Here is a 20,350-nt window from a genome sequence, read left to right as displayed (position 1 = left end):
CTCCGGATCGGGCGGCGCTAGTAGCGGCTGGTGAACGCGACCAGCTCGGTCGCGCGGCGCTCGAACAGCCGGCCGCCGAGGAGCACGCCGAGGGCGAAGACGACCACGGCGCTGCCGAAGCCGACGAGCACGGCGTCGCCCGCCGCCTCCGGGTCGACGAACAGGGCCCGGACGCCGAGCACCACGGCCGGAGCCGAGAGGAGCAGCCCCAGGCCGAACGCGAGGGACTGCGGACCGGCGCCACTGGCTCCGGGGGCCTGGGGCTGCGTGAACGCGCTGTCGCCCGGGCGCGGAGCCGGATAGGCGAGCCGTGCCGAGACGGCGCTGGCGACGCCGGCGGGGACGAGCAGGAGGCAGGTGTTCACCGCGAGCACGACGGGCAGCGCATCGGGGAGCCCCGAGGTCGCGCTGCTGATCAGCGAGCCGAGCACGACGACCGGCACGCCGAGCAGGAGGGTCGGGAAGGCGCGGCCGAGCCGGTCCGACCAGCCGCGGACGCCCGCGGCCACGTGGAGCCAGAACGCCGAGCCGTCGTAGGCGACGTCGTTGTGCAGGAACCAGCCGAGGAACAGCGCGATCAGCGGGACCGGGAGCAGCGAGAGCAGCGGGAAGGGGACGCCGACGACCGCGAGCAGCAGCAGGGCCGCGACCGGCAGCACCGGCACGGCGACGAGCGACGCCTGGTAGCGCGGATCCCGGAGCCAGTAGGTGATGCTGCGCGCCGCGATCGCGCCGGTCCGGGTCGAGCCGAGGACGTCGAACCAGCCCAGCCGGAGGCCGCGCGGCGGCCGGTGCGTGCGCTCGGGGCGCTCCGTCAGCAGGCGGACGACGAGCCACCAGAGCGCGCCCGCCGCGACGAGCGTCGCCAGGGCCAGCAGGAGCGGGCCGAGCGCGTCGCCGGTCCGGGCGGCCGGGGCGATCATCCACGCCGCGCCGAACGGAGTGGCCCCCATCGCCGCGCCCCAGCGCTCGAGCACCGGGGTGTCCCCCGTGTCGACCAGCGCGGCAGCGCCGAGGGCGGCGGGACCGCCCAGCATCAGCACCAGGCCGAGGACGGCCAGCAGCTCGCGGGCGGTCCGGGAGGGGACGAGGGCGGCGGAGGCGGCGAGGCCGATCCGCGCGAACAGCGAGGCCGTCGCCACCGCGAGGAGCGGGCCGACCACGGCGAAGGCGCCTGCGCCCGGGACGAGCGGCGCGCACGCGAGCCCGACCACCAGCAGGGCGAGCGTGGGGACCGAGACGAGGCCGGCCAGGGCGAGCGCCCCGGCGAGGCGGAGCGGCGGAAGGCCGAAGAGGCGGAACGCGCGCGGATCCATCGGGTCGAGCGGGCCGAGCAGGAAGGGCAGCACCAGGAAGCCGACGGAGACGAGTCCGCCGGCGGTCACGAGAGCGCCCGCCGCCGCGTCCGAGGAGCGCAGAGCGCCGATCGCCCCGATCAGCAGGGCCGTCACCGCGACGACCACGAGCACGCCCAGGACGGCGCCGGCCGAGCGCGCGGGCCCGGAGCGGAACGCGCCCAGGAGGACGTCGATCCTCAGCCGGAGAAGTCGTGCAGCCACTGCAGCCCCTCGGCGATCTGCTTGCCGCCCGCGAGCTCGAGGAAGCGCTCCTCCAGCGTCGCGGTGCCGGCGACCTCCGCGACCGTCCCGGAGGCGAGCACGCGCCCGCCGACGATCACGGCCACGTCGTCGCAGACGCGCTCGATGAAGTCGAGCCCGTGGCTGGAGAGGACGACGGTGCCGCCGCCCTCGACGAAGCGGCGCAGCACGGTGATCACGGCGGCCGAGGAGACCGGGTCCACCGACTCGAACGGCTCGTCGAGGACCAGCACGCGCGGGGCGTGGATCATCGCCGCCGCGAGGGCGACCTTCTTCGCCATCCCCGCGGAGTAATCCGAGATCAGGCGCTCCAGCGCGTCGGAGAGGCCGAGCGCCTCGGCCAGCTCGACCGTGCGCTGCTTCGCCGTGGCGAGGTCGATGCCGCGCAGCGCGGCGGAGTAGGCGAGGAACTGGGCGCCGGTGAGCCGGTCGAACAGCCGGAGGCGGTCGGGCAGGACCCCGATCAGCGGCTTCGCGGCCGACGGGTCCTTCCAGACGTCGACGCCGTGCACGAGGACGCGGCCGGTGTCGGGTCGCAGAAGGCCCGTCATCATCGAGAGCGTGGTGGTCTTGCCCGCGCCGTTCGGGCCGATGATCCCGTAGAAGGTCCCCGCGCGGACGGCCAGGTCGATGCGGTCGACAGCCACCGTCCTCCCGAAGGTCCGGGTCAGCTGGTGCAGCTCGAAGACGACGGGCGAGGCGCCGTCCGGATCCGCGGCACCCTCAGCGGGCTCGGCGTTCGTCACGGACGTCATCCGGCTACGGTACCAACTCGCCCGCGGGGCCCCGGCGCCCGCGCCGACACCCGGCGACACGGCGAGAGGTCAACCACCCTGGCCCCGGGGGGCGTGAACTGTACACTAGGTCTCTACCCGAGGAGTCGATCAGATCGAGACGCAGCGGTTAATTCGAGGAGAACACACGATGATGCACACAGGTTCGACGAGCAGCAGCCCCGCCACCGTCGTCATCCTCGCCGCAGGGATGGGCAGCCGGCTCGGCCGCTCCCTCCCCAAGCCGCTCACGCCGCTCAGCGACGGGCGCACGATCATGCAGCAGCAGTTCGACAACATCCACCACGCCTTCGGCACCAATATCCCGGTGAGCATCGTCGTCGGCTACAAGCTCGAGCACATCATCGAGGCCTTCCCCTCGGCGACGTTCGTCTACAACGAGCAGTACGACCAGACCAACACCTCCAAGAGCCTCCTCCGCGCGCTGCAGGCGAGCGGGCAGGGCGGCGTGCTCTGGATGAACGGCGACGTCGTCTTCGACCCGCGCATCCTCGACCGGGCGGCCGCGCTGATCGCGAAGGACGTCTCCTTCGTCACCGTCAACACCTCGAAGGTGTCGGACGAGGAGGTCAAGTACACGACGAGCGCCGAGGGCTTCATCCAGGAGCTCTCCAAGACGGTGCGCGGCGGCCTCGGCGAGGCGGTCGGGATCAACTACGTGTCCGCCTCCGACAAGGCCGCGCTGGTGCGCCAGCTCGCCCGGGTCGACGCCCAGGACTACTTCGAGCGTGGCATAGAGTTGGCGATCGAGCAGGACCGCCTGCTCGTCGAGCCGATGGACATCTCCGACCTCTACGCCGTCGAGGTGGACTTCGCCGAGGACCTCGAGCGCGCGAACCTCTTCGTCTGACGCTCCCGGCTCCTCCCCCGGCTCGAGCGGAGCCGACGGGAGGAGTCGCGCAGTGAGTACGGCCGACACCCTCGCGACCGAGACGGCCCTGCGCCACCGGCGCTCCCGGGCCTGGCGCTACCGCCACTCCCTCTGGCTGCTCACCAGGCGCGACCTCACCGTCCGGTACGCCACGAGCGCGCTCGGCTACGTCTGGTCGGTTCTCGACCCGCTCGTGATGTCGGGCATCTACTTCTTCGTCTTCACCGTCGTCTTCCAGCGGACCGTCGGCGAGGACCCGTACATCGTCTTCCTGCTCGCGGGCCTGCTGCCGTGGATGTGGTTCAACCAGGCGACGTCCGACGCGACCCGCGCGTTCCTCCGCGAGGCGAAGCTGGTGCGGTCGACGTCGATCCCGCGGACCATCTGGGTCGGGCGGATCGTGCTCTCGAAGGGCATCGAGTTCGTGGCGAGCCTGCCGGTGCTGGTGCTCTTCGCCGTGATCGCCGGCGCGCACCTGACCTGGGCGGCGCTGCTGTTCCCCGTGGCGATCCTGCTGCAGGCGGTGCTCACGCTCGGCGTGGGTCTGCTGGTGGCCCCGCTCGTGGTGTTCTTCCGCGATCTGGAGCGGGCCGTGAAGCTCGTGCTCCGGTTCCTCTTCTACGCGTCGCCGATCATCTACTCCACGGCCAACCTGCCGGAGCAGATCCGGCCGCTCGCGGCGCTCAACCCGCTCAGCGGGATCTTCGCCCTCTACCGCTCCGCGTTCTTCGAGAGCGAGCTCGACGTCCCGCTCATCCTCGCCTCCGCGGGCATCTCGGTGCTCGTGCTGGCGCTGGGCCTCGTCGTCTTCCGCCGCTCCGAGCGCGCGGTGCTGAAGGAGCTGTGATGGCCGACGCCCCGGTGGTCATCGAGTGCCGCGGCCTCGGGATCCGCTTCCGCCGCAACCGGCGGGGCCGCCGCTCCTTCAAGGACCTCTTCGCCGGCCGCTCCCGCCGCTCGCGGCCCGGCGAGTTCTGGGCGCTGCGCGGGCTCGACGTGCAGGTGCGGGCGGGCGAGGCGATCGGTGTCGTCGGCCGGAACGGTCAGGGGAAGTCGACGCTGCTCAAGCTCGTCGCCGGCGTGGTGCTGCCGGACGAGGGCGCGGTGGAGGTGCGCGGGGGCGTCGCTCCGCTCATCGAAATCACCGGCGGCTTCGTGGCCGACCTGAACGTCCGCGAGAACGTCTACCTGACCGCGGGTCTCCACGGGATGTCCAAGCGCGAGGTCGACGCGCGCTTCGACTCGATCATCGAGTTCGCCGAGATCGGCGACTTCCTCGACACCCCCTACAAGCACCTCTCGAGCGGGATGAAGGTGCGCATCGCCTTCTCCGTCGTGTCGCGGCTCGAGGAGCCGATCATCCTGGTGGACGAGGTGCTCGCGGTCGGCGACAGGGCGTTCCGCGAGAAGTGCTACGCGCGGATCGAGGAGCTGCTCGCCTCCGGCCGCACCCTCTTCTTCGTCTCGCACAACGAGCGCGACCTCCGCCGCTTCTGCACGCGCGGCCTCTACCTGGACAAGGGCCGCCTGGTGCTGGACGCGCCGATCGAGGAGGTGCTCGCGCGTTACGCTGAGGACTACGCGCCGACACCGCGGAGCAGCACGGCGCCGGCCGAGGGCCCGCCCGTCCAGGGCACCGTCTCCGACGACTGACCCCTCCCGCACGCGGCGCCCGAGGACGCAGGAGTGCACGACATGGCCCAGAAGGACCGCAAGCGCGAGCGCGCCGTGGAGAGGGCCGGCGAGGTGGAGCAGGCCGACGGCTCCGAGAACGCGCAGCTGGCGAAGCTGCTCGACCGGCTCCTCGCGGTGCAGCGCCCGGCCGTGCTGGCGAACATCCGCCTGCTGCGGCGCCGGCGTCCCGGGGCGACTCCGGAGCAGATCATCACGTCGCTCGAGCGGCAGTACCTCTCGAGCGTGGCCGCGGGAGGCGCGGCGATCGGGGCGACCGCCGTCGTCCCCGGCATCGGCACGGCCGCCTCGGTGGCTCTCTCCGGCGCGGGAGCCGCAGGGTTCCTGGAGGCGAGCGCGCTCTTCGCGCAGTCGGTGACGGAGGTGCACGGGATCCCGCTCGAGGACCCGGACCGCGCGCGGGCCCTCGTGCTCACGCTGATGATGGGCTCCTCCGGCAGCGAGATGGTGCGCCAGGTGGCCGGGCAGGCCGTCGGCGGGGGCAGCGGCCTCAACCAGTACTGGGGCTCGGTGGTCACGAAGGGCCTGCCGTCCTTCCTCGTGGGCGAGCTGGCGGACCGCGCGAAGAAGTCCTTCGCCAAGCACTTCATCGCCCAGCAGGGCGCGGGCCTGGTCGGCCGGGCGATGCCGTTCGGGATCGGAGCGGCACTGGGCGGCGTCGGCAACGCGATGCTCGGCCGCAAGGTGATCCACAGCGCGCGCGATGCGTTCGGGCCGGCACCGCAGGCGTTCGGCAACACCCTCGTGCTCGAGCCGACCCGCGCCGAGCGGAAGGCGCTGGCCGCCGCGCCGGCCGAGCCGCTGGCGCTGTTCGTCCGCGACTACGGCGGAACGGGCGAGCGCACGGCGCTCCTCCTCCACGGCCTCGGCTCCGACTCACGGATCTGGTACGCCCTGGTCCCGACGCTGCACGAGCACGGCTACCGCGTGGTGGCCCCCGATCTCGCCGGTCACGGCGGCTCGCCGGCATCGCCCGTGTACTCGCCGGAGCGCTGGGCGTCGGACGTCCGCGCCTCGGTGCTGCAGACCCCCGACCTCGTCATCGGCCACGGCCTCGGCGCCGTCGTCGCCGCCCGGCTCGCCCCCGAGTACGGCGCCGACCGGCTCGTCCTGCTCGACCCCGCGTTCTCGGACGCCCGCGGACTGGCGGGCGCGCTCCACCGCGGCGGCTCGGTCGCGCACGTCGAGAAGGGCGACGCCGACTCCCTCCGCCACCGCCACCCGATCTGGACGGACGAGCAGATCGAGCTCGACGTGTCGGCCCACGCGCTCTGGGAGCAGGACTCCGCCGTCGGGCTGACGGCACGGGGTGCGGCCGAGGCCCCCGAGACGTTCCCCGTGGCGACGCTCGCCGTGATGCCGGAGGACCCGCTGGGCCACGGCTCGCTGAGCGGCGTCCTCGCCGGCCGCGGCGTCGAGGTGCGGACCGTGCCGGGGGGCGGGGCCTCGATCCTCCGTGAGGACCGCGCGGCGCTGATCGCGGCGCTGGAGGACCGGCTCTAGCTCAGACCATCCTGCTCGGCGCGGGCCGCGCGCTGTGGTCCGGAGCCGTCGGAGGCGTTCGGTCAGCGTTCCCGAGGCCGGCGCCCGGGCCCGACGAGCGGCATCCCGAGCACGGTGCGGAGGAGTCCGCCGCCGTCGCGGTCCTCGGCGATCACACGGAGGCCGGTCTTCTCGGCGACGCGCCTCGAGGCGGCGTTGGCCGGGTGCACGAGCGCCACGAGTCGTCCCGCGAGGCGGTGGGCGAGCGCGAGGTCGCGGCAGGCCGCAGCCGCCTCGGTGGCATAGCCGCGGCCGTGCAGCCCGGCCCGCACGTGGTAGCCGACCTCGAGCTCGATCCCGCCGTCGACGCGCTGCCAGGTCAACCCGCAGTCGCCGACGAACTCGCCGTCGAGGGTCTCGACGATCCACAGCCCGAAGCCGTGCTCGCGGTAGTTCCGCCGGTTCCACTCGATCCAGGCGGCCGCCTGCTCGCGGTCCTTCGGCGCGGGGTAGTACCGCATCACGACCGGGTCGCCGAGAAGATCCGCCATCTCGGGAAGGTCCTCGGCGGTCATCTCGCGGAAGCGCAGCCGGGCGGTGGGGGCGGGGATCATCGGGTCAGGCTACTCGGCCGGCGACTGCGGAGCCGGCGACCGGGACCGTCGTCGAGCGCTCGATCGATCCGGCCGCCGCCCCCGGCCCTACTTCTCCGCCTTGGCGGCGGCCTTCGCGGCCTGCTTGGTGGCGCGGACCTTCGTCAGCGACTCCGGAGAGACGATGTCGGCGACCGAGCGGAAGGCGCCCTCCTCTCCGTAGGCGCCCGCGGCCGCGCGCCAGCCCTCCCCCGAGAATCCGCGCTGCTTGCCGAGCAGGGCGAGGAAGATCCGCGCCTTCTGCTCGCCGAAACCGGGCAGCGCCTTCAGACGCGCGAGGACCGTGCGGCCGTCGGGCTCGTCCCGCGTCCAGACGGCCGCGGCGTCGCCGTCCCAGTCGTCGACCAGAGCGCGGCAGAGGACCTGCACGCGCCCCGCCATGTTCGCCGGGTAGCGGTGGATCGCGGGCGGAGTCCGGCAGAGCTCAGAGAACGCGTCCTCGTCGAAGCCCGCGATCGACGCGGCGTCGAACGAGGCGCCCTCCGCCTCGAGGCGCTCCTCGATCTTGCGGGGCCCGGAGAAGGCCGTCTCCATCGCGACCTGCTGGTCGAGGAGCATCCCGATCAGCAGGGCCAGCGGGTCGCGGCTGAGCAGCGCGTCGGCGTCGGGATCGTCGGTGATGTGCAGGGCGGAGTCGCGGGTCATCCTCCAGGGATACCACGGACGGCCCCTGCGGCGAGCGCGCGGACGGTCCGGTCGACGAGGTCCAGCGCCGCAGCGAGCTCGAGGTCGCCGACATGGCCGTAGCCGAGGACCAGCGCCTCGGTCGCAGCCCATCCCGACAGGGCGTACTCGTGCAGAGTGGCGACGAGCAGTCCCTCCCGGAGCAGCGCGGCCGCGACGGCGTGCGCGTCCAGAGGCGCGGGCAGGGAGAGGACGACGTGCAGACCCCCGTCGAGTCCGCTCGCGCGCCCCCAGGGCACCGCCTCCGCGAATGCGTGGACCAGCTCACGGCGGTGGGCGTAGCGCCGTCTCGAGCGCGTGAGATGCCTCCGGAACGCCCCGCTCGCCATGAACTGCGCGAGCGCCGCCTGCGTCGGACCCGAGGCGGAGGCGTCCTTCTCGTCGTCGAGGCCGGCCAGCGCCCCGCGGAGCCAGGACGCCGGCGGAACGGCCAGGTAGGCGATGCGGAGCCACGGCGAGACGGTCTTCGAGAACGACCCGACATGGGCGACTCCGCCGCCGGAGTCGAGCGAGGCGAGCGCGGGCAGCGGGGCGCCGACGTAGCGGAACTCGCTGTCGTAGTCGTCCTCCACCACGAGCAGAGGGCCGGCCGACGCGCGGCGCACCAGCTCCAGGCGCTCGGCGAGGGCGAGCCTGCCGCCGGTCGGGTACTGGTGCGACGGAGTCACGACGACCACGTCCGCGCCGGAGCTCGCGAGAGCGTCGAGGTCGATGCCGTCGCCGCGCACCGGGACGCCGACGACCTCGTGCCCGTCGGCGCGCAGGCGGCGCCGGACGGCCGGGTAGCCGGGGTCCTCGACGGCGACGCGCACCTCGCGTCCGAGCGAGGCCGAGGCGGCGCGGACCAGGAGCGCGACGGCGCCCGCGGTACCGCTGGTCACCACCACGTCCGACGCCTGCACGTCGACTCCGCGGGACCGGCGCAGCTGCTCGGCGATCTGCTCCCGCAGGGCCGGGTCCCCGGAACCCCGAGGAGGCGCCGAGGGCGGCGAGGCGAGCGCCAGGCGCCAGGCGCCCCGCCACTCCGGGGTGTCGAGGGCGCGGGTGTCCGGCCGGCCCGGCCTCAGGTCCACCGCGGCGGGCGGGACGACGGTCTCCCGGGACTCCGGCCGCGGCTCCTGCGGCGCCGGCGCCAGCAGTCCGTCGGAGGCGACAGTCACCGCTGCGCGCGGGTGGGCGACGAGGTAGCCCTCCCCCACCAGCTGATCCACCGCGGCGACGACGGAGCCCCGCGAGACGCCGAGCCGCTCGGCGAGCACGCGGCTCGACGGGATCGGATCGCCCGCCCGGTAGCGCCCGTCCAGCACCGCCTGGCGCAGCGCCTCGGCGAGCCCGGCGCGGACCGAGCCGCGCGGCGACGGCCCGAGAAGGAGCGGGATCTCCAGATCGCCCGACGCCATCGACCGCTCCGCTCTGGACCACTCCGATCGCGGCCCAGTGGCATCCTGGCAGATCCAGTCGGCGCGGGACGATTCCGACATGGACAGCCTCCCCGTCACCGACCGCACCCGCGTCTCCCGTCTCCGCGACCGCCAGCGCACCGATCCCGCCGAGCTGCACGCCCTGCTCGACGAGTCGCTGATCGCTCACGTCGCCGTCGTGCGGGACGGCGCCGCGATCGTGCTGCCGATCCTCTTCGCCCGCGACGGCGACTCCCTCCTGCTGCACGGGTCGAGCGGGGGAGGACTGCTGCGGGAGGCGGCGCGGCACTCGCTCCTCACCGCCTCGGTCACGCTGGTCGACGGACTGGTCGTCGCCCGCTCCACCTTCGACAGCTCGATGAACTACCGCTCGGCGATGGTGATCGGCCGGGCCGAGGCGCTGGAGGGCGAGGAGAAGGCGCGGGCCCTCGATCTGCTGGTGGCACGCCTCCTCCCGGGGCGCGACGAGGAGGTGCGAGCGAGCACCGCCCGCGAGATCGCGGCCACGCTGGTGCTGCGCCTCCCCCTGGCCGAGGCGAGCCTGAAGGTGCGCGCGCACGGAGCCGGCGACGAGCCGGAGGCCGGGGTCTGGGCGGGCGTCGTGCCGCTGGTCACCCGCACGCTCGCGCCGGTGCCGGCGGAGGAGGGCGTCGCGGTCCCGGAGTCGGTCCGCCGCTTCAGCGCTGCGGTCGACGGCGCGGTGCCGCCCTGGCGCTGAGCGGACCGGCCGTCGCGGTGCGGTCCGCTACTTGGTGTCCTGACGGGGGAAGACGACCTTCTGCACGACGATGATCACCGAGGCCGCGACCGGGATCGCGACCAGGGCGCCGAGCACGCCCGCGATGGTGCCGCCCGCCACCGCCGCGATCACGACGACCGCACCGGGGACCGAGACGGCCTTGTTCATGATGCGGGGGCTGAGGAGGTACGCCTCGACCTGCATGTAGACGAGGTAGTAGATCGCGGCGACCAGCGCGGTCAGCGGCGAGGCCAGGAGGCAGGCGAGCGAGATGATCACGGCGCCCGAGAGCGTGCCGACCAGCGGGATCAGGGAGCCGAGGAACGCGACGCAGGCCAGCAGCGCCGGCACCGGGGCGCCGATCGAGAGCAGCAGGACGAACGTGAGCACGCCGTTCACGCCGGCGAGTGAGACCTGGCCGACCACGTAGCGGCCCACGGCGCCGGTGATCTCGTCGCCGACCTCGTGCGCCTTCGCGCGGTGCGAGGCGGGGGCGAAGCGGTAGGCGACGGCCTTCATCGAGCGCAGCGACGCGAGGAAGTACAGCGTCAGGATCAGCACGATGACGGCGCCGGTCACGCCGCTGGCGATCCCTGTCCCGACCGCGATCAGTCCGCCGCCGAGCGAGAGCAGGTTGTTGGGGTTGCCGATGAAGCTCTGGACGCTCTCGATCAGCTCGTCGATGTCGATCACGCCGCGCAGCTGCTGCTCGAGGTCGAGCACCCACTGCTGCGAGGCGATGTCGGTGACGATCTGCGGGGCGCTCGTGACGAACATCGTCAGCTGCTCGACCAGGATCGGGATGATGTAGACCAGCAGGCCGGCGAAGATCAGCACCACCGCGGCGAAGACCGCTGTGATCGCGAGCGGCCTCGGCAGGCGCTTGCTCTCGAGCCAGGAGACCAGCGGATCGAGGCCGAGCGCGAAGAACAGCGCCACGAAGATGTAGGTCAGCACCGTGCCCAGCTGCACGACGAGGCCGCCCAGGACGAGCGCCACCAGCACGCCGAGCGCGCCGAACAGGCCGATGCGGAAGGAGCGGATCGTGAAGACCGGCTTCTCCGGGTCGGCGGAGACCACGATGTCCGGCTCGACCGCGGGCTGGGCGGATGCCGACCGGCGCCGGCGGGAGCGGGCGAAGGCGCGCGGGGTCATCATGGGACGAGCGTAGCGGGGCATCGGGAGGCCGCCCGGCGACCGGCCCACCCTTGACGCGGCCGTTCGAGCGGTGCTCCCGCCCGCTCAGCCCTCCGGATCGTGGTCGTCGACCGCGCCGTCGCCCCGGTGCAGAGCGGCGTGCCGCTCCCACTCGGTGAGCAGGTGCTCGATCGCCTCGTGGAAGCGCCGCGTGGCCGCTCCGGGCGACGTGTCGCCGAAGTAGCGGTGCACCCAGCGCTCCAGCCGCTCGACCGCCTCCGGATCGTGCTCGGCGCTGTCGATCCGCGCGATGATCGCGGAGGCGTCCTCGGCGTGCAGCCACTCCGCGTCGCCGAGGTAGCCGCTCTCGTCGACCTCGGCCTCGGCGCTGACGGGCCGGGTGACCAGCAGCGGGCGCCCCGTGGCCAGCCGGTCGTAGACCATCGCCGACACGTCGAGGATCGCGAGGTCGGCGGCGGCGAGCTGCCAGCCGAGCTCGGCACCGGTGTCGTGCACGTGACCGGCGCGCGGATCGGCCGCGTTGGCGGCGGCGATCATCGCGACGATCGCCCGGTCGGCCGCGGCGTAGTCGGAGTCGACCGCGCCGCTGCGGGGATGCGGGCGGTAGACGAGCCGGAACCGCGGGTCGGCCAGGAGCCCGCGCACGAGGGCCGTGCCGTGGCTCCGGATCGAGCCGTAGCCCGCGGCGGGGCGGTCGCCCTCCCAGGTCGGCGCATAGAGCACCACGCGGCGCTCGTCGGGCGTGAACGGCACGGCGCCGGCGAAGTGGTCCGCCTGAGGACGGCCGATGGCGAGGGCGCGCCTGTCGAAGTCGTAGTCCCAGAGCACGCGGCGCAGCCGGGCGAGGGCGGCGTCCCCGGCGATCATGCTGTAGTCGTACGCCTTGAACTGGTTCGTCGTCATGTACATCTTGTCGCTCTCGCCGTGGTTGACGAAGACGTGCCAGCGGCGCCCGTAGCGCATCATCTGGAAGTTGCGGGCGTTCTGGTTGACGTAGAGCACGATCCGCAGCGGCTGGCTCGCGATGGTGCCCTCGAGGTCGGAGACGGAGCGGACGTAGGCGACCGGGACCGGGCTCTCGCGCAGCAGCACCTCCGCGGCGCCGGCGTTGCGGCTGAGCAGCACGACCGGGTGCGTCTCCGCCAGCTCGGCCAGCGGCCGGTACCACTGCCGCAGCTGGTACAGGTTGATGTCGCCATCGGCGAAGTAGACGCCGATCTCGAACCGGCCCTCGGGCAGCGGCCCGCGCTCCGCGAGCAGCCGGGTCACCGCGTGGCGGGCCCGGCGAGCCGCGAGCAGCTCGCCGCCCACCTTGCGCGCGAGTCGCGCGTCGGTGCGGAGGCGGGCGATCAGGGCACGGGGAGCGGGAGTCATCCGCCCCAGGGTACCGGCGACGGCCCCCGCGCCGGGGGCGTCGCGCGGGCCGATCAGGCCGGGGTCACCCTCAGCCAGACGAACTGCAGCGGAGCGAGACGGAAGCCCTCGCGCAGGTCGACCGCGATCTCGGTGACCAGGTCGACCGCCTCCGCGGCGAACCCGCCGAACCGCTCGGCCGCGACCTCCTGGACCTCGTCCGACACGTTCGCGAGCACGAGCACCGACTCCGCGTCGCCGGGGCGCTGGTAGCCGAGCACGTGGTCGTTGACCGGGTCGAAGACGCTCAGCTCGGTGCCCGCGAACATCGGCACGGCCTTGCGCACGGCGATGAGGTGCAGCAGCCCGCCGAAGACCTCGCTCGCGGCAGTCCCCGGGACCTCGCGCTCGTCGTAGCGCTCCGCGGGGCGGCGGGGCCGGTTCACCCAGCGCGAGTCGCCGGCCGTCGTCGGGTCGTCGAGGTAGCCGTGGTCGTTGAGCTGGCCGACCTCGTCGCCGAGGTAGAGCAGCGGCAGCCCGCCGGTGCTCAGGGCGATCGAGTGCGCGAGCAGCACGCGGTCGATCCCGTAGGCGTCGCCCGCCTCCACTCCGGCGAGGGACGCGGTGGTGCCCGAGACGCGGCGGTCGCCGGTGCGCGGGTTCTCCTGGAACGGCACTCCGCGGGCGAACGTGCCGTCGAACCGGTCGGTGTAGAAGTCGTTGAGGAAGCGGCGGTGGCCGGCCGCGTCGATCCCGAGCTCGGCGGCGTCCTCGTCGGCGAAGGTCCAGCCGATGTCGTCGTGCCCGCGCACGTAGTTGACCCAGGCCGTGCCCTCGGGGAGGGCGTGCCGGCGCTCGAGGGCCTGCGAGAGGAGACGGACGTCGCGGGTGGCGAGCGCCTCCCAGGTGAGCGCCATCTGCAGCGGGTTGTACGAGAGCTGGCACTCCTCGACGTCGATGTACTCGATCACCTCGTCGGGGTGCACGATCGCCTCGGACTTGAACAGCAGCGCCGGAGCGGCCAGGCGGCAGACCTCGTTGAACGCGCGCAGCAGCAGGTGCGCCTGCGGCTGCGACTCGCAGGTGGTGCCGAGCTCCTTCCAGATGAACGCGACCGCGTCCATCCGCAGGGCGTCGACGCCCTGATTGGCGAGGAAGAGCATCTCTCCCGCCATCGCCCGGAACACCTCGGGGTTGGAGTAGTTGAGGTCCCACTGGTAGCGGTGGAACGTGGCCCAGACCCAGCGGCCGTCCTCCAGCTGCACGAAGGAGCCGGGATGGTCGTCCGGGAAGATCTCGCGCGTCGTGCGCTCGAAGGCGTCGGGCTGCTCCCGGTCCGGGTAGATCCAGTAGTAGTCCTCGAAGCGCTGCTCGCCGGCCAGTGCGCGCTGCGCCCACTCGTGCTCGTTCGAGGTGTGGTTGAAGACGAAGTCGACCACGAGTGCGATGCCCTGCTCGCGCAGCTCGGAGGCCAGCCCGCGGAGCTGCTCCATGTCGCCGAGGTCCGGCCGCACGCGCCGGTAGCTCGAGACCGCGTAGCCCCCGTCCGACTCGCCCTCGGGCGCATCGAAGAGCGGCATCAGGTGCAGGTAGTTCAGGCCGATCTCGCGGAGGTACGGGATCTCGGCGCGCAGCCCCTCGAGGTCGCCCGCGTAGCGGTCGACGTAGCAGACCCCGCCCAGAGCCTTGTTCGAGAGGAACCAGGTCGGGTGCTGCTCGCGGGCGCGGTCGAGCGCGCGGAGCTCCTCGGGCCGCTCCTCCCAGGAGGCGGCGGCGAGCTCGACGATCGCGACCAGCTGGTCCTCGAGGTCGTCGCGGCCGGCGTACACCGTGGCGAGCAGATCGACCAGGCGCGGGAGGTGCTCGTCGAGGCGGCCGGAGAACTCGTCGTCGACGGCGCCGAGGCGCTCGCGGACCGCCGTCAGGAGGTCCGGTCCGGCAGGGGTCGCCTCCGCCTCGGCGCGCTCGGGCGGGGAGAGCTGGGTCGAATCGAACACCGTCGTCCTTTCGGGGGCCCCGGCGGGGGCGGATTCCCCGATGCTAGACGATCGGCGGACGCCCGGCGAACGCCATCCGGAGCACCGTGCGGGCCGAGAGGACGCGCCGGCCGGCCGGATCCGAGCGCCATCCCTCCCGCCAGCCGGCGAACCAGGCGCGCAGGGCGGCCGGGTCGCGACGCCAGCGGAGGCACTGGATCGCGGTCCAGGACCCCACGTAGACGAGCGCCAGAGGTGCGGCGAGGTTGCGGCGGGCGAGCCAGACGCGGTTGCGCGCGTTCAGCCGGTAGTAGTCGGCGTGCCGGGTCGGCTGGATGACCGGGTGCTGGGCGACGAGCTCTCCCGCGTACCAGGCGGTGCGACCCGTGTCCCAGACCCGCCAGGCCAGCTCGATGCCCTCGTGGGCGTAGAAGAACGGACCCGCCCAGCCGCCCGTCCGGGCGAACACGTCGCGCCGCAGCACGACCGCTCCCTCCCAGACCGAGAAGACGGGGCCGGAGCGGCGGGGGTCGCCCTTGAGGATCCGCGGGATCCAGCGCCGCGGGCTCGGCGTGCCGTCCGTGCTGTCGACGCGGGGCTGCACCAGGCCGATGCGGCGGTTCGAGGCGAGCAGCGCGATCGCGTCGACGAGGAAGCGGGGAGACGGGATCCGGGCGTCGTCGTCGAGGAAGAAGAGGTACTCCCCCGCGACGGCGTCGACTCCGGCGTTCCGGCCCGCGGGGATGCCGAGGTTCTCGGGCAGCGCCAGGGCGCGCACTCCCTCGGGCAGGCCGTCGGGCTCCCAGCCGTTGCCGACGCAGACGACGTCCAGCTCGACGCCCTCCTGCGCGAGGACGCCGGCCAGCCCCGCGGCGAGGTCGTCGGGCCGGGTCCCCTGCGTCAGGACGACGACGCCGACCCGCGGCTCAGGAGCGGACACGCTTGGACGCCATGATCGCGACGAAGTGGCCGACCAGGGCGAGGAGGGCGAGCGGCAGCAGCGCCCCGACGAGGACCCGGTCGGCCGTGCCCGCTCCGACGACGAGGCCCACGAGGGCGGTCGCGAAGGCCAGCATCGTCAGCTCGACGGAGTGGTAGAGGCGGTGGAAGGGCAGGAAGCGGGCCGCGCGGCGAAGCCCCGCCAGCCCGGACGAGGACGGCACCGCCTCGCCCTTCGTGTCGGCCAGCTTCGTGAGACCGGCGTTCGCGCGCGCCACGTGCACCATGTCGTTGAGCGCCTTGTTGAGGACGATCACCAGGGCCAGGGCGAAGCCGATCGTGGTCCAGAGGAAGTCCGCCGGCGCCTCGAACGGGACGCCCGCCGCTCGCAGCCCGAGCGCGATCGGGATCAGCGCCTCGGTCGTGTAGTGCCCGACCTTGTCGAGGAACACGCCCGCGGGCGAGGACGTGCGGCGCCAGCGCGCGACCTCGCCGTCGCAGCAGTCCACCAGCATCTGCAGCTGGCCGAGGAGCAGCGCCAGCGCCGCTCCGGCGATCCCCGGGATCAGGAGGGCTGCCGCCGCGCTCCAGCCGACCAGGATCATCAGCCCGGTGACGCCGTTCGCCGAGATCGAGGTCTTCAGCAGCAGCCAGGTCAGGTAGGGCGAGAAGCGGCGCAGGTAGAGCGACGCCGTCCAGTGCTCGGCGTTGCGGCGCCCGCGCACCTCCGGGGGCTGCGCGACGGCGCGCAGCTCGGCGATGGAGCGGGGTCTCGTCGTCGTGGTCATGCGCCCCTCGGCGAGTCGGACCGCGGCTGGTGGCGGTGGGCGGAGATGTTGCTGGTCAGCCCGGCGAAGCCGAGCACGAAGCCGGTCCCCCAGGCCACGTGGACCGCCGGGATGACCACGGCGAACCACAGCATCGCACGCGCGCCGTCCGGCCGCGCGACCACGAGAGTGGCCGCCGCCACCAGGAGGAGGTAGGCGGCGGGCACCGCGAACCCGAGCAGGAGCCAGGGCGCGGCTCCGGCGAGCGCCTGGACGACTCCCGCCAGCCCGACGAGCAGCCCGATGGCGAGCATGGCGACGAGCACGGGCGGAGCGAAGTAGCGCAGCGACCGCGAGGCCGGGAACATCCGGGTGAGCTCGCCGCGCCACATCCCGGTCGAGAGGAACTGCCGGAGCAGCGCGCGCATCGAGGGCCGCGGCCGGTAGGTGACGGTGAGGCGCGGAGTGAACCAGACGACCTCGCCGCGCTCGCGCAGCCGCCGGTTCAGCTCCCAGTCCTGCCCGCGCTTGAAGCGCTCGTCGAACAGGCCGGCGCGCTCGAGGGCGGAGCGGCGGAAGACGCCGAGGTACACCGTGTCGGCCGGGCCCTCCTCGCCTCCCACGTGGTGGGGCGTGCCGCCCAGGCCGATGCGGGAGCCGTACGCCCGGGCGACCGCGCGCTGGAACGGGGTGAGGCCCTCCGCCGCCATCACTCCGCCGACGTTCGCCGCTCCGGAGCGCTGCAGCGCCTCGACCGCCGTGCGCGCGTACTCGGGCGGCAGGACGGAGTGCGCGTCGACCCGGACGACGACCGGGTGGCGCGAGGCGCGGATCGCGGCGTTGAGGCCCGCAGGAGTGGAGCCGACCTCGTTCGGCACGACCCGGATCCGCGGATCGGCCGCGCTCAGCTCGGCGACGAGCTCCTCCGTGCCGTCGATGCTCGGGGCGACGGCGAGGACGACGTCGAAGGGGCCGGTGTAGTCCTGGTGCAGCAGCGAGTCGACCGCGGCGCGCACGTGGGCGACCTCGTTGAGGACGGGCATGACGTAGGAGACGCCGGGCAGGTCGGAGAGGTCGTCTTCCGGGATCTCGTGCTGCATGGGTCCAGTTCGTGCGGGAGGAGCGCGGGCGCAGGGATCCACCACCCTACCAGCGGGGAGCGCCGCGCCCCGGGCCGGGCCCGGACGCGGAACAGCCCCCCGGGGACGGATCCTCGAGGGGCTCTACGCGGCGGCGGAGCACAGCCCCCCGGGGACGGATCCTCGAGGGGCTGTGCGCGGCGGCGGAGGGTCAGCCGGCGGCCATCTGGCCGAGCGTCGCCTTCGCCTGGTAGCTCTGGCCGTTGCGGACGTAGGTCAGCTCGACCGCGGCGTTCGCGGCCTGCGCGCGGACCTGCGCGGTGAGGTCGGACGCGCTCGTGATCGGAGTGCTGTCGATCGCGGTGATGATGTCGCCCTTGGCGAGACCGGCCGCCTGCGCGGCACCGCCTCCGGAGACCTCCTCGATGCGGGCGCCGAGGACGTCCGCGGTCGAGTCGGAGACGCTCGCGCCGAGCAGGCCGTGCGAGGCGGAGCCGTTCGCGATGATCTCCTTCGCGATGCGCTCGGCGATCGCGCTGGGGATCGCGAATCCGACTCCGATGTTGCCGGACTGGCCGCTCGAGGAGGACTGGCCGGCGCTCGCGATCGCGACGTTCACGCCGATCAGCTCGCCGTCGCTGTCGAGCAGCGCGCCGCCGGAGTTGCCCGGGTTGATCGCCGCGTCGGTCTGGATGACGGGCAGCGAGATGGTGCTCTTCGCCTGGGTCGGCGCCTGCTGGCCCGGGATGTCGAAGTTGAACGGGCTCTCGGTGCCGCCGCTCGAGCTGTCGCCCGAGTCGTCCGGAGCCGCCGAGGAGGCGACCTGGATGCTGCGGTTGAGCGCGCTGACGATGCCGTCGGTCACGGTGCCGGAGAGGCCGAGCGGGGCGCCGATGGCGACCGCCGTGTCGCCGACGTTGATCTTGGTGGAGTCCGCGAACGTCATCGGGCTGAGGTCGGTCGCGCCGGTCAGCTTGATGACGGCGAGGTCGAGGGTCGGGTCGGTGCCGACGACGGTCGCGTCGAAGATCCGGCCGTCGCTGGTCGTGACCGAGACGGCGCCGTTCGCGATCTCGCCGTCGAGGGTGACCACGTGGGTGTTGGTCAGGACGTAGCCGTCCTTCGAGAGCACGATGCCGGAGCCGGTGCCGGCGGACGAGCTGCCGCTCACCGCGATGGTGACGACGCTCGGAGTGGCCTTGGCGGCGACCGCGGTGGCGGTCGTCGCGTCCTCGGCGTTGTTGACCGTGATCGTCTGCGAGCCGCCGGCGGAGACCACGCGGGTCCCGCCGCCGTTGGAGGCGGACCAGAGGCCGAACACGCCGGCTCCCGCGACTCCGCCCACGACCGCGCCGATGGCGAGCGCCGCGACGACGCCCACTCCGGCTCGGCGCTTCGTGGCGGTGGGGGCGGGGGTGTACTCGGCGCCCGGGCCGAAGGGGCTCGAGGAGGGCGGCTCCTCGGAGCCGTGCAGGGTGTTCGCGGCGGGCGGCGCGTACTGCCCGTAGCGGGCGGGCTGGGAGACGGGCTGCGCCTCGTTGCCGGCCGTCGCGTTCGGCGTGTACGGCGGCTGGGGGGCCGAGGAGGAGGGGTAGGGGACGGTCGGGTTCTCGCTCTCGCGGTGCGCTCCGCCCCGGTGGATCGGCTCGGTGGGCCCGGTGGTCGAGGACGACGCTCCGGAGCTCTCGCCGGGGGTGCGCTCGGTCGCCTCTCGGGCGCCGGACTCCGTCGGCGTGGTGGGTTCCTCCGGCTGACGAGGACCCTCGTGACTCTCGGTCATGGGTGCTGCTCCTTCCAAGCGGGGATAGCTTGGCGATCGTACCTGGGGGTTTCTTATGACGGGCCTGCGAGCGGGAAATGAAACCGGCCGGACTGCTCGAGCGGGCACACTGGGCACGTGAGCATTCCCGGATCCTGGTCCCGCGCCGCGGCGGGCGCCGGCCTCCTCGGCCCCGGTGGCGAGGTCGCCGCCACCGTCTTCAGCGAGATGAGCGCGCTCGCCCTGCGCACCGGAGCGGTGAACCTCGGCCAGGGCTTCCCGGACGAGGACGGCCCGCGCGAGATCCTCGACGCCGCGCGCGACGCCATCGCGTCCGGGCTCAACCAGTACCCGCCGGGTCCCGGCTTCCCCGTCCTGCGCGAGGCGATCGCCGCGCACCGGCTGCGCTTCTCCGGGATCTCCCTCGACCCCGACGGCGAGGTCCTCGTCACCACGGGCGCCACCGAGGCCCTGGCCGCGGCTCTGCTGGCCCTGCTCGAGCCGGGCGACGAGGTCGTCACCTTCACTCCCCACTACGACGCCTACGGAGCCCTGATCGCCCTCGCCGGAGGGGTGCATCGCACCGTGCTCCTGCGCGGCCCCTCCTTCACGGTCGACCACGACGAGCTGACCGCCGCAGTGAGCGACCGCACGCGCGTCATCCTGGTGAACGACCCGCACAACCCGACCGGTGCCGTCCTCCCGGCCGAGACCCGCCAGTTGATCGTGCGGCTCGCCGAGCGGCACGACGCCGTGATCCTGACGGACGAGGTCTACGAGCACCTGCGCTTCGACACCCCGCACGTCCCGCTGGCCTCCCTTCCCGGAGCCTTCGAGCGGACGCTGTCCGTCTCCTCGGCGGGCAAGACCTTCAGCACCACGGGCTGGAAGATCGGCTGGGTGACGGGCCCGCGCGAGCTGATCACGGCCGTCCTCGCCGTGAAGCAGTTCCTCACCTACGTCAGCGGCTCGCCGTTCCAGGGGGCCGTCGCCCTCGGGCTCGGGCTCCCGGACGCCTTCTTCACCGGCGCGGCGCAGACTCTTGCGGCCAAGAAGGACCTGCTGTCGGCGGGCCTGGCTGCTGCGGGCTTCGGCGTCGCGCCCTCCTCGGGCGGCTACTTCGTCGTCGCGGACGCCGCACCGCTCGGCTACGACGACGGGGTCGCGCTCTGCCGGGCGCTCCCGGATCTCGCGGGAGTGGTGGCGGTGCCCGTGTCGGCGTTCTGCCGCCCCGAGGACGCCGCTCCCTACCGCTCGCTCGTCCGCTTCGCCTTCTGCAAGCGGTTCGAGGTGCTGGAGTCCGCGGTCGCGGGCCTCGCCCGCATGGCGCGCTGAGGAGCCGGCCTCAGCGGATTCGGTCGGATGCCCGGCGCCGTCGGGCCGGG

The 20,350-nt window shown here is 73.5% G+C and carries 18 protein-coding genes; 6 read left to right on the top strand and 12 right to left on the bottom strand.

From position 1 onward, the window contains the following. Positions 1 to 17 precede the first annotated feature (17 nt). Together C5C50_RS01785 and C5C50_RS01780 are read right to left on the bottom strand one after the other, a co-directional pair. Complete coding sequence (locus C5C50_RS01785; RefSeq protein WP_104247836.1) at positions 18 to 1,559, bottom strand: ABC transporter permease; 1,542 nt, start codon at positions 1,557 to 1,559, stop codon at positions 18 to 20. Continuing rightward, on the bottom strand, positions 1,535 to 2,353 hold the full coding sequence (locus tag C5C50_RS01780) for an ABC transporter ATP-binding protein (protein WP_104223570.1): 819 nt from the start codon (positions 2,351 to 2,353) through the stop codon (positions 1,535 to 1,537). The genes C5C50_RS01785 and C5C50_RS01780 overlap by 25 nt, the downstream gene beginning before the upstream one ends. A gap of 172 nt (positions 2,354 to 2,525) precedes the next feature. Between C5C50_RS01780 and C5C50_RS01775 the strand changes: the two genes are divergently transcribed. From C5C50_RS01775 to C5C50_RS01760, 4 genes are read left to right on the top strand one after another with little or no spacing between them, the layout of a single operon-like run. After that, positions 2,526 to 3,242: an NTP transferase domain-containing protein gene (locus C5C50_RS01775; protein ID WP_104272771.1), complete on the top strand. Its 717-nt coding sequence runs from the start codon at positions 2,526 to 2,528 to the stop codon at positions 3,240 to 3,242. Positions 3,243 to 3,294: 52 nt separating this feature from the next. Then, the gene (locus C5C50_RS01770) at positions 3,295 to 4,110 is read left to right on the top strand and encodes an ABC transporter permease (protein WP_374953048.1); all 816 of its coding nucleotides are present in this window, start codon (positions 3,295 to 3,297) and stop codon (positions 4,108 to 4,110) included. Continuing rightward, a complete protein-coding gene (locus tag C5C50_RS01765) occupies positions 4,110 to 4,916 on the top strand; it encodes an ABC transporter ATP-binding protein (protein WP_104272721.1) in 807 nt (268 codons plus the stop codon). Before C5C50_RS01770 ends, C5C50_RS01765 begins: the two co-directional genes overlap by 1 nt. Before the next feature lie 42 nt (positions 4,917 to 4,958). Further along, entirely contained in the window at positions 4,959 to 6,458 is a 1,500-nt protein-coding gene (locus C5C50_RS01760) for an alpha/beta fold hydrolase (RefSeq protein ID WP_104272720.1), read from the top strand. A gap of 62 nt (positions 6,459 to 6,520) precedes the next feature. Here the strand turns inward: C5C50_RS01760 and C5C50_RS01755 are convergent, their stop codons facing one another. From C5C50_RS01755 to C5C50_RS01745, 3 genes are all read right to left on the bottom strand, one after another. Beyond that, a complete protein-coding gene (locus C5C50_RS01755) occupies positions 6,521 to 7,051 on the bottom strand; it encodes a GNAT family N-acetyltransferase (RefSeq protein WP_104272719.1) in 531 nt (176 codons plus the stop codon). 87 nt (positions 7,052 to 7,138) lie between these two features. After that, entirely contained in the window at positions 7,139 to 7,735 is a 597-nt protein-coding gene (locus tag C5C50_RS01750) for an HhH-GPD-type base excision DNA repair protein (protein WP_104272718.1), read from the bottom strand. Continuing rightward, a complete protein-coding gene (locus C5C50_RS01745) occupies positions 7,732 to 9,174 on the bottom strand; it encodes a PLP-dependent aminotransferase family protein (protein ID WP_181133871.1) in 1,443 nt (480 codons plus the stop codon). The genes C5C50_RS01750 and C5C50_RS01745 overlap by 4 nt, the downstream gene beginning before the upstream one ends. 79 nt (positions 9,175 to 9,253) lie before the next feature. Between C5C50_RS01745 and C5C50_RS01740 the strand changes: the two genes are divergently transcribed. Then, a complete protein-coding gene (locus C5C50_RS01740; RefSeq protein ID WP_104272716.1) occupies positions 9,254 to 9,913 on the top strand; it encodes a pyridoxamine 5'-phosphate oxidase family protein in 660 nt (219 codons plus the stop codon). Between the two features lie 27 nt (positions 9,914 to 9,940). Here the strand turns inward: C5C50_RS01740 and C5C50_RS01735 are convergent, their stop codons facing one another. From C5C50_RS01735 to C5C50_RS01705, 7 genes are all read right to left on the bottom strand, one after another. Next, positions 9,941 to 11,092, bottom strand: coding sequence for an AI-2E family transporter (locus tag C5C50_RS01735; RefSeq protein WP_258067602.1), 1,152 nt, complete (start codon positions 11,090 to 11,092; stop codon positions 9,941 to 9,943). Positions 11,093 to 11,176: 84 nt separating this feature from the next. Next, positions 11,177 to 12,466, bottom strand: coding sequence for a CDP-glycerol glycerophosphotransferase family protein (locus C5C50_RS01730; RefSeq protein WP_258067599.1), 1,290 nt, complete (start codon positions 12,464 to 12,466; stop codon positions 11,177 to 11,179). Positions 12,467 to 12,519: 53 nt separating this feature from the next. Further along, a complete protein-coding gene (locus tag C5C50_RS01725) occupies positions 12,520 to 14,370 on the bottom strand; it encodes an alpha-amylase family protein (RefSeq protein ID WP_104272768.1) in 1,851 nt (616 codons plus the stop codon). A gap of 115 nt (positions 14,371 to 14,485) precedes the next feature. Continuing rightward, entirely contained in the window at positions 14,486 to 15,361 is an 876-nt protein-coding gene (locus C5C50_RS01720; RefSeq protein WP_104272715.1) for a glycosyltransferase family 2 protein, read from the bottom strand. Beyond that, positions 15,348 to 16,148, bottom strand: coding sequence for a CDP-alcohol phosphatidyltransferase family protein (locus tag C5C50_RS01715; protein ID WP_104223579.1), 801 nt, complete (start codon positions 16,146 to 16,148; stop codon positions 15,348 to 15,350). The genes C5C50_RS01720 and C5C50_RS01715 overlap by 14 nt, the downstream gene beginning before the upstream one ends. Beyond that, positions 16,145 to 17,227: a glycosyltransferase family 2 protein gene (locus C5C50_RS01710; RefSeq protein ID WP_181127337.1), complete on the bottom strand. Its 1,083-nt coding sequence runs from the start codon at positions 17,225 to 17,227 to the stop codon at positions 16,145 to 16,147. The genes C5C50_RS01715 and C5C50_RS01710 overlap by 4 nt, the downstream gene beginning before the upstream one ends. 190 nt (positions 17,228 to 17,417) lie before the next feature. Next, positions 17,418 to 18,986: a S1C family serine protease gene (locus C5C50_RS01705; protein WP_104272714.1), complete on the bottom strand. Its 1,569-nt coding sequence runs from the start codon at positions 18,984 to 18,986 to the stop codon at positions 17,418 to 17,420. A 117-nt stretch (positions 18,987 to 19,103) separates the two neighbouring features. On the opposite strand from C5C50_RS01705, the gene C5C50_RS01700 reads away from it, so the two are divergent. Next, a complete protein-coding gene (locus C5C50_RS01700; protein WP_104272713.1) occupies positions 19,104 to 20,300 on the top strand; it encodes an aminotransferase class I/II-fold pyridoxal phosphate-dependent enzyme in 1,197 nt (398 codons plus the stop codon). Positions 20,301 to 20,350: the final 50 nt, after the last annotated feature.

It is taken from the genome of Rathayibacter sp. AY1D9 (assembly GCF_002932395.1).
Classification (GTDB): domain Bacteria; phylum Actinomycetota; class Actinomycetes; order Actinomycetales; family Microbacteriaceae; genus Rathayibacter.
The sequence above is the reverse complement of the archived record's forward strand: the minus strand, read 5'-3'. Positions and strand labels throughout refer to the sequence as shown.

Coding starts and splice junctions, on each gene's coding strand:
- C5C50_RS01780 (WP_104223570.1), bottom strand. CDS start 2,353: ATGACGTCCGTGACGAACGCCGAGCCCGCTGAGGGTGCCGCGGATCCG.
- C5C50_RS01775 (WP_104272771.1), top strand. CDS start 2,526: ATGCACACAGGTTCGACGAGCAGCAGCCCCGCCACCGTCGTCATCCTC.
- C5C50_RS01765 (WP_104272721.1), top strand. CDS start 4,110: ATGGCCGACGCCCCGGTGGTCATCGAGTGCCGCGGCCTCGGGATCCGC.
- C5C50_RS01760 (WP_104272720.1), top strand. CDS start 4,959: ATGGCCCAGAAGGACCGCAAGCGCGAGCGCGCCGTGGAGAGGGCCGGC.
- C5C50_RS01755 (WP_104272719.1), bottom strand. CDS start 7,051: ATGATCCCCGCCCCCACCGCCCGGCTGCGCTTCCGCGAGATGACCGCC.
- C5C50_RS01750 (WP_104272718.1), bottom strand. CDS start 7,735: ATGACCCGCGACTCCGCCCTGCACATCACCGACGATCCCGACGCCGAC.
- C5C50_RS01745 (WP_181133871.1), bottom strand. CDS start 9,174: ATGGCGTCGGGCGATCTGGAGATCCCGCTCCTTCTCGGGCCGTCGCCG.
- C5C50_RS01740 (WP_104272716.1), top strand. CDS start 9,254: ATGGACAGCCTCCCCGTCACCGACCGCACCCGCGTCTCCCGTCTCCGC.
- C5C50_RS01735 (WP_258067602.1), bottom strand. CDS start 11,092: ATGATGACCCCGCGCGCCTTCGCCCGCTCCCGCCGGCGCCGGTCGGCA.
- C5C50_RS01730 (WP_258067599.1), bottom strand. CDS start 12,466: ATGACTCCCGCTCCCCGTGCCCTGATCGCCCGCCTCCGCACCGACGCG.
- C5C50_RS01715 (WP_104223579.1), bottom strand. CDS start 16,148: ATGACCACGACGACGAGACCCCGCTCCATCGCCGAGCTGCGCGCCGTC.
- C5C50_RS01710 (WP_181127337.1), bottom strand. CDS start 17,227: ATGCAGCACGAGATCCCGGAAGACGACCTCTCCGACCTGCCCGGCGTC.
- C5C50_RS01705 (WP_104272714.1), bottom strand. CDS start 18,986: ATGACCGAGAGTCACGAGGGTCCTCGTCAGCCGGAGGAACCCACCACG.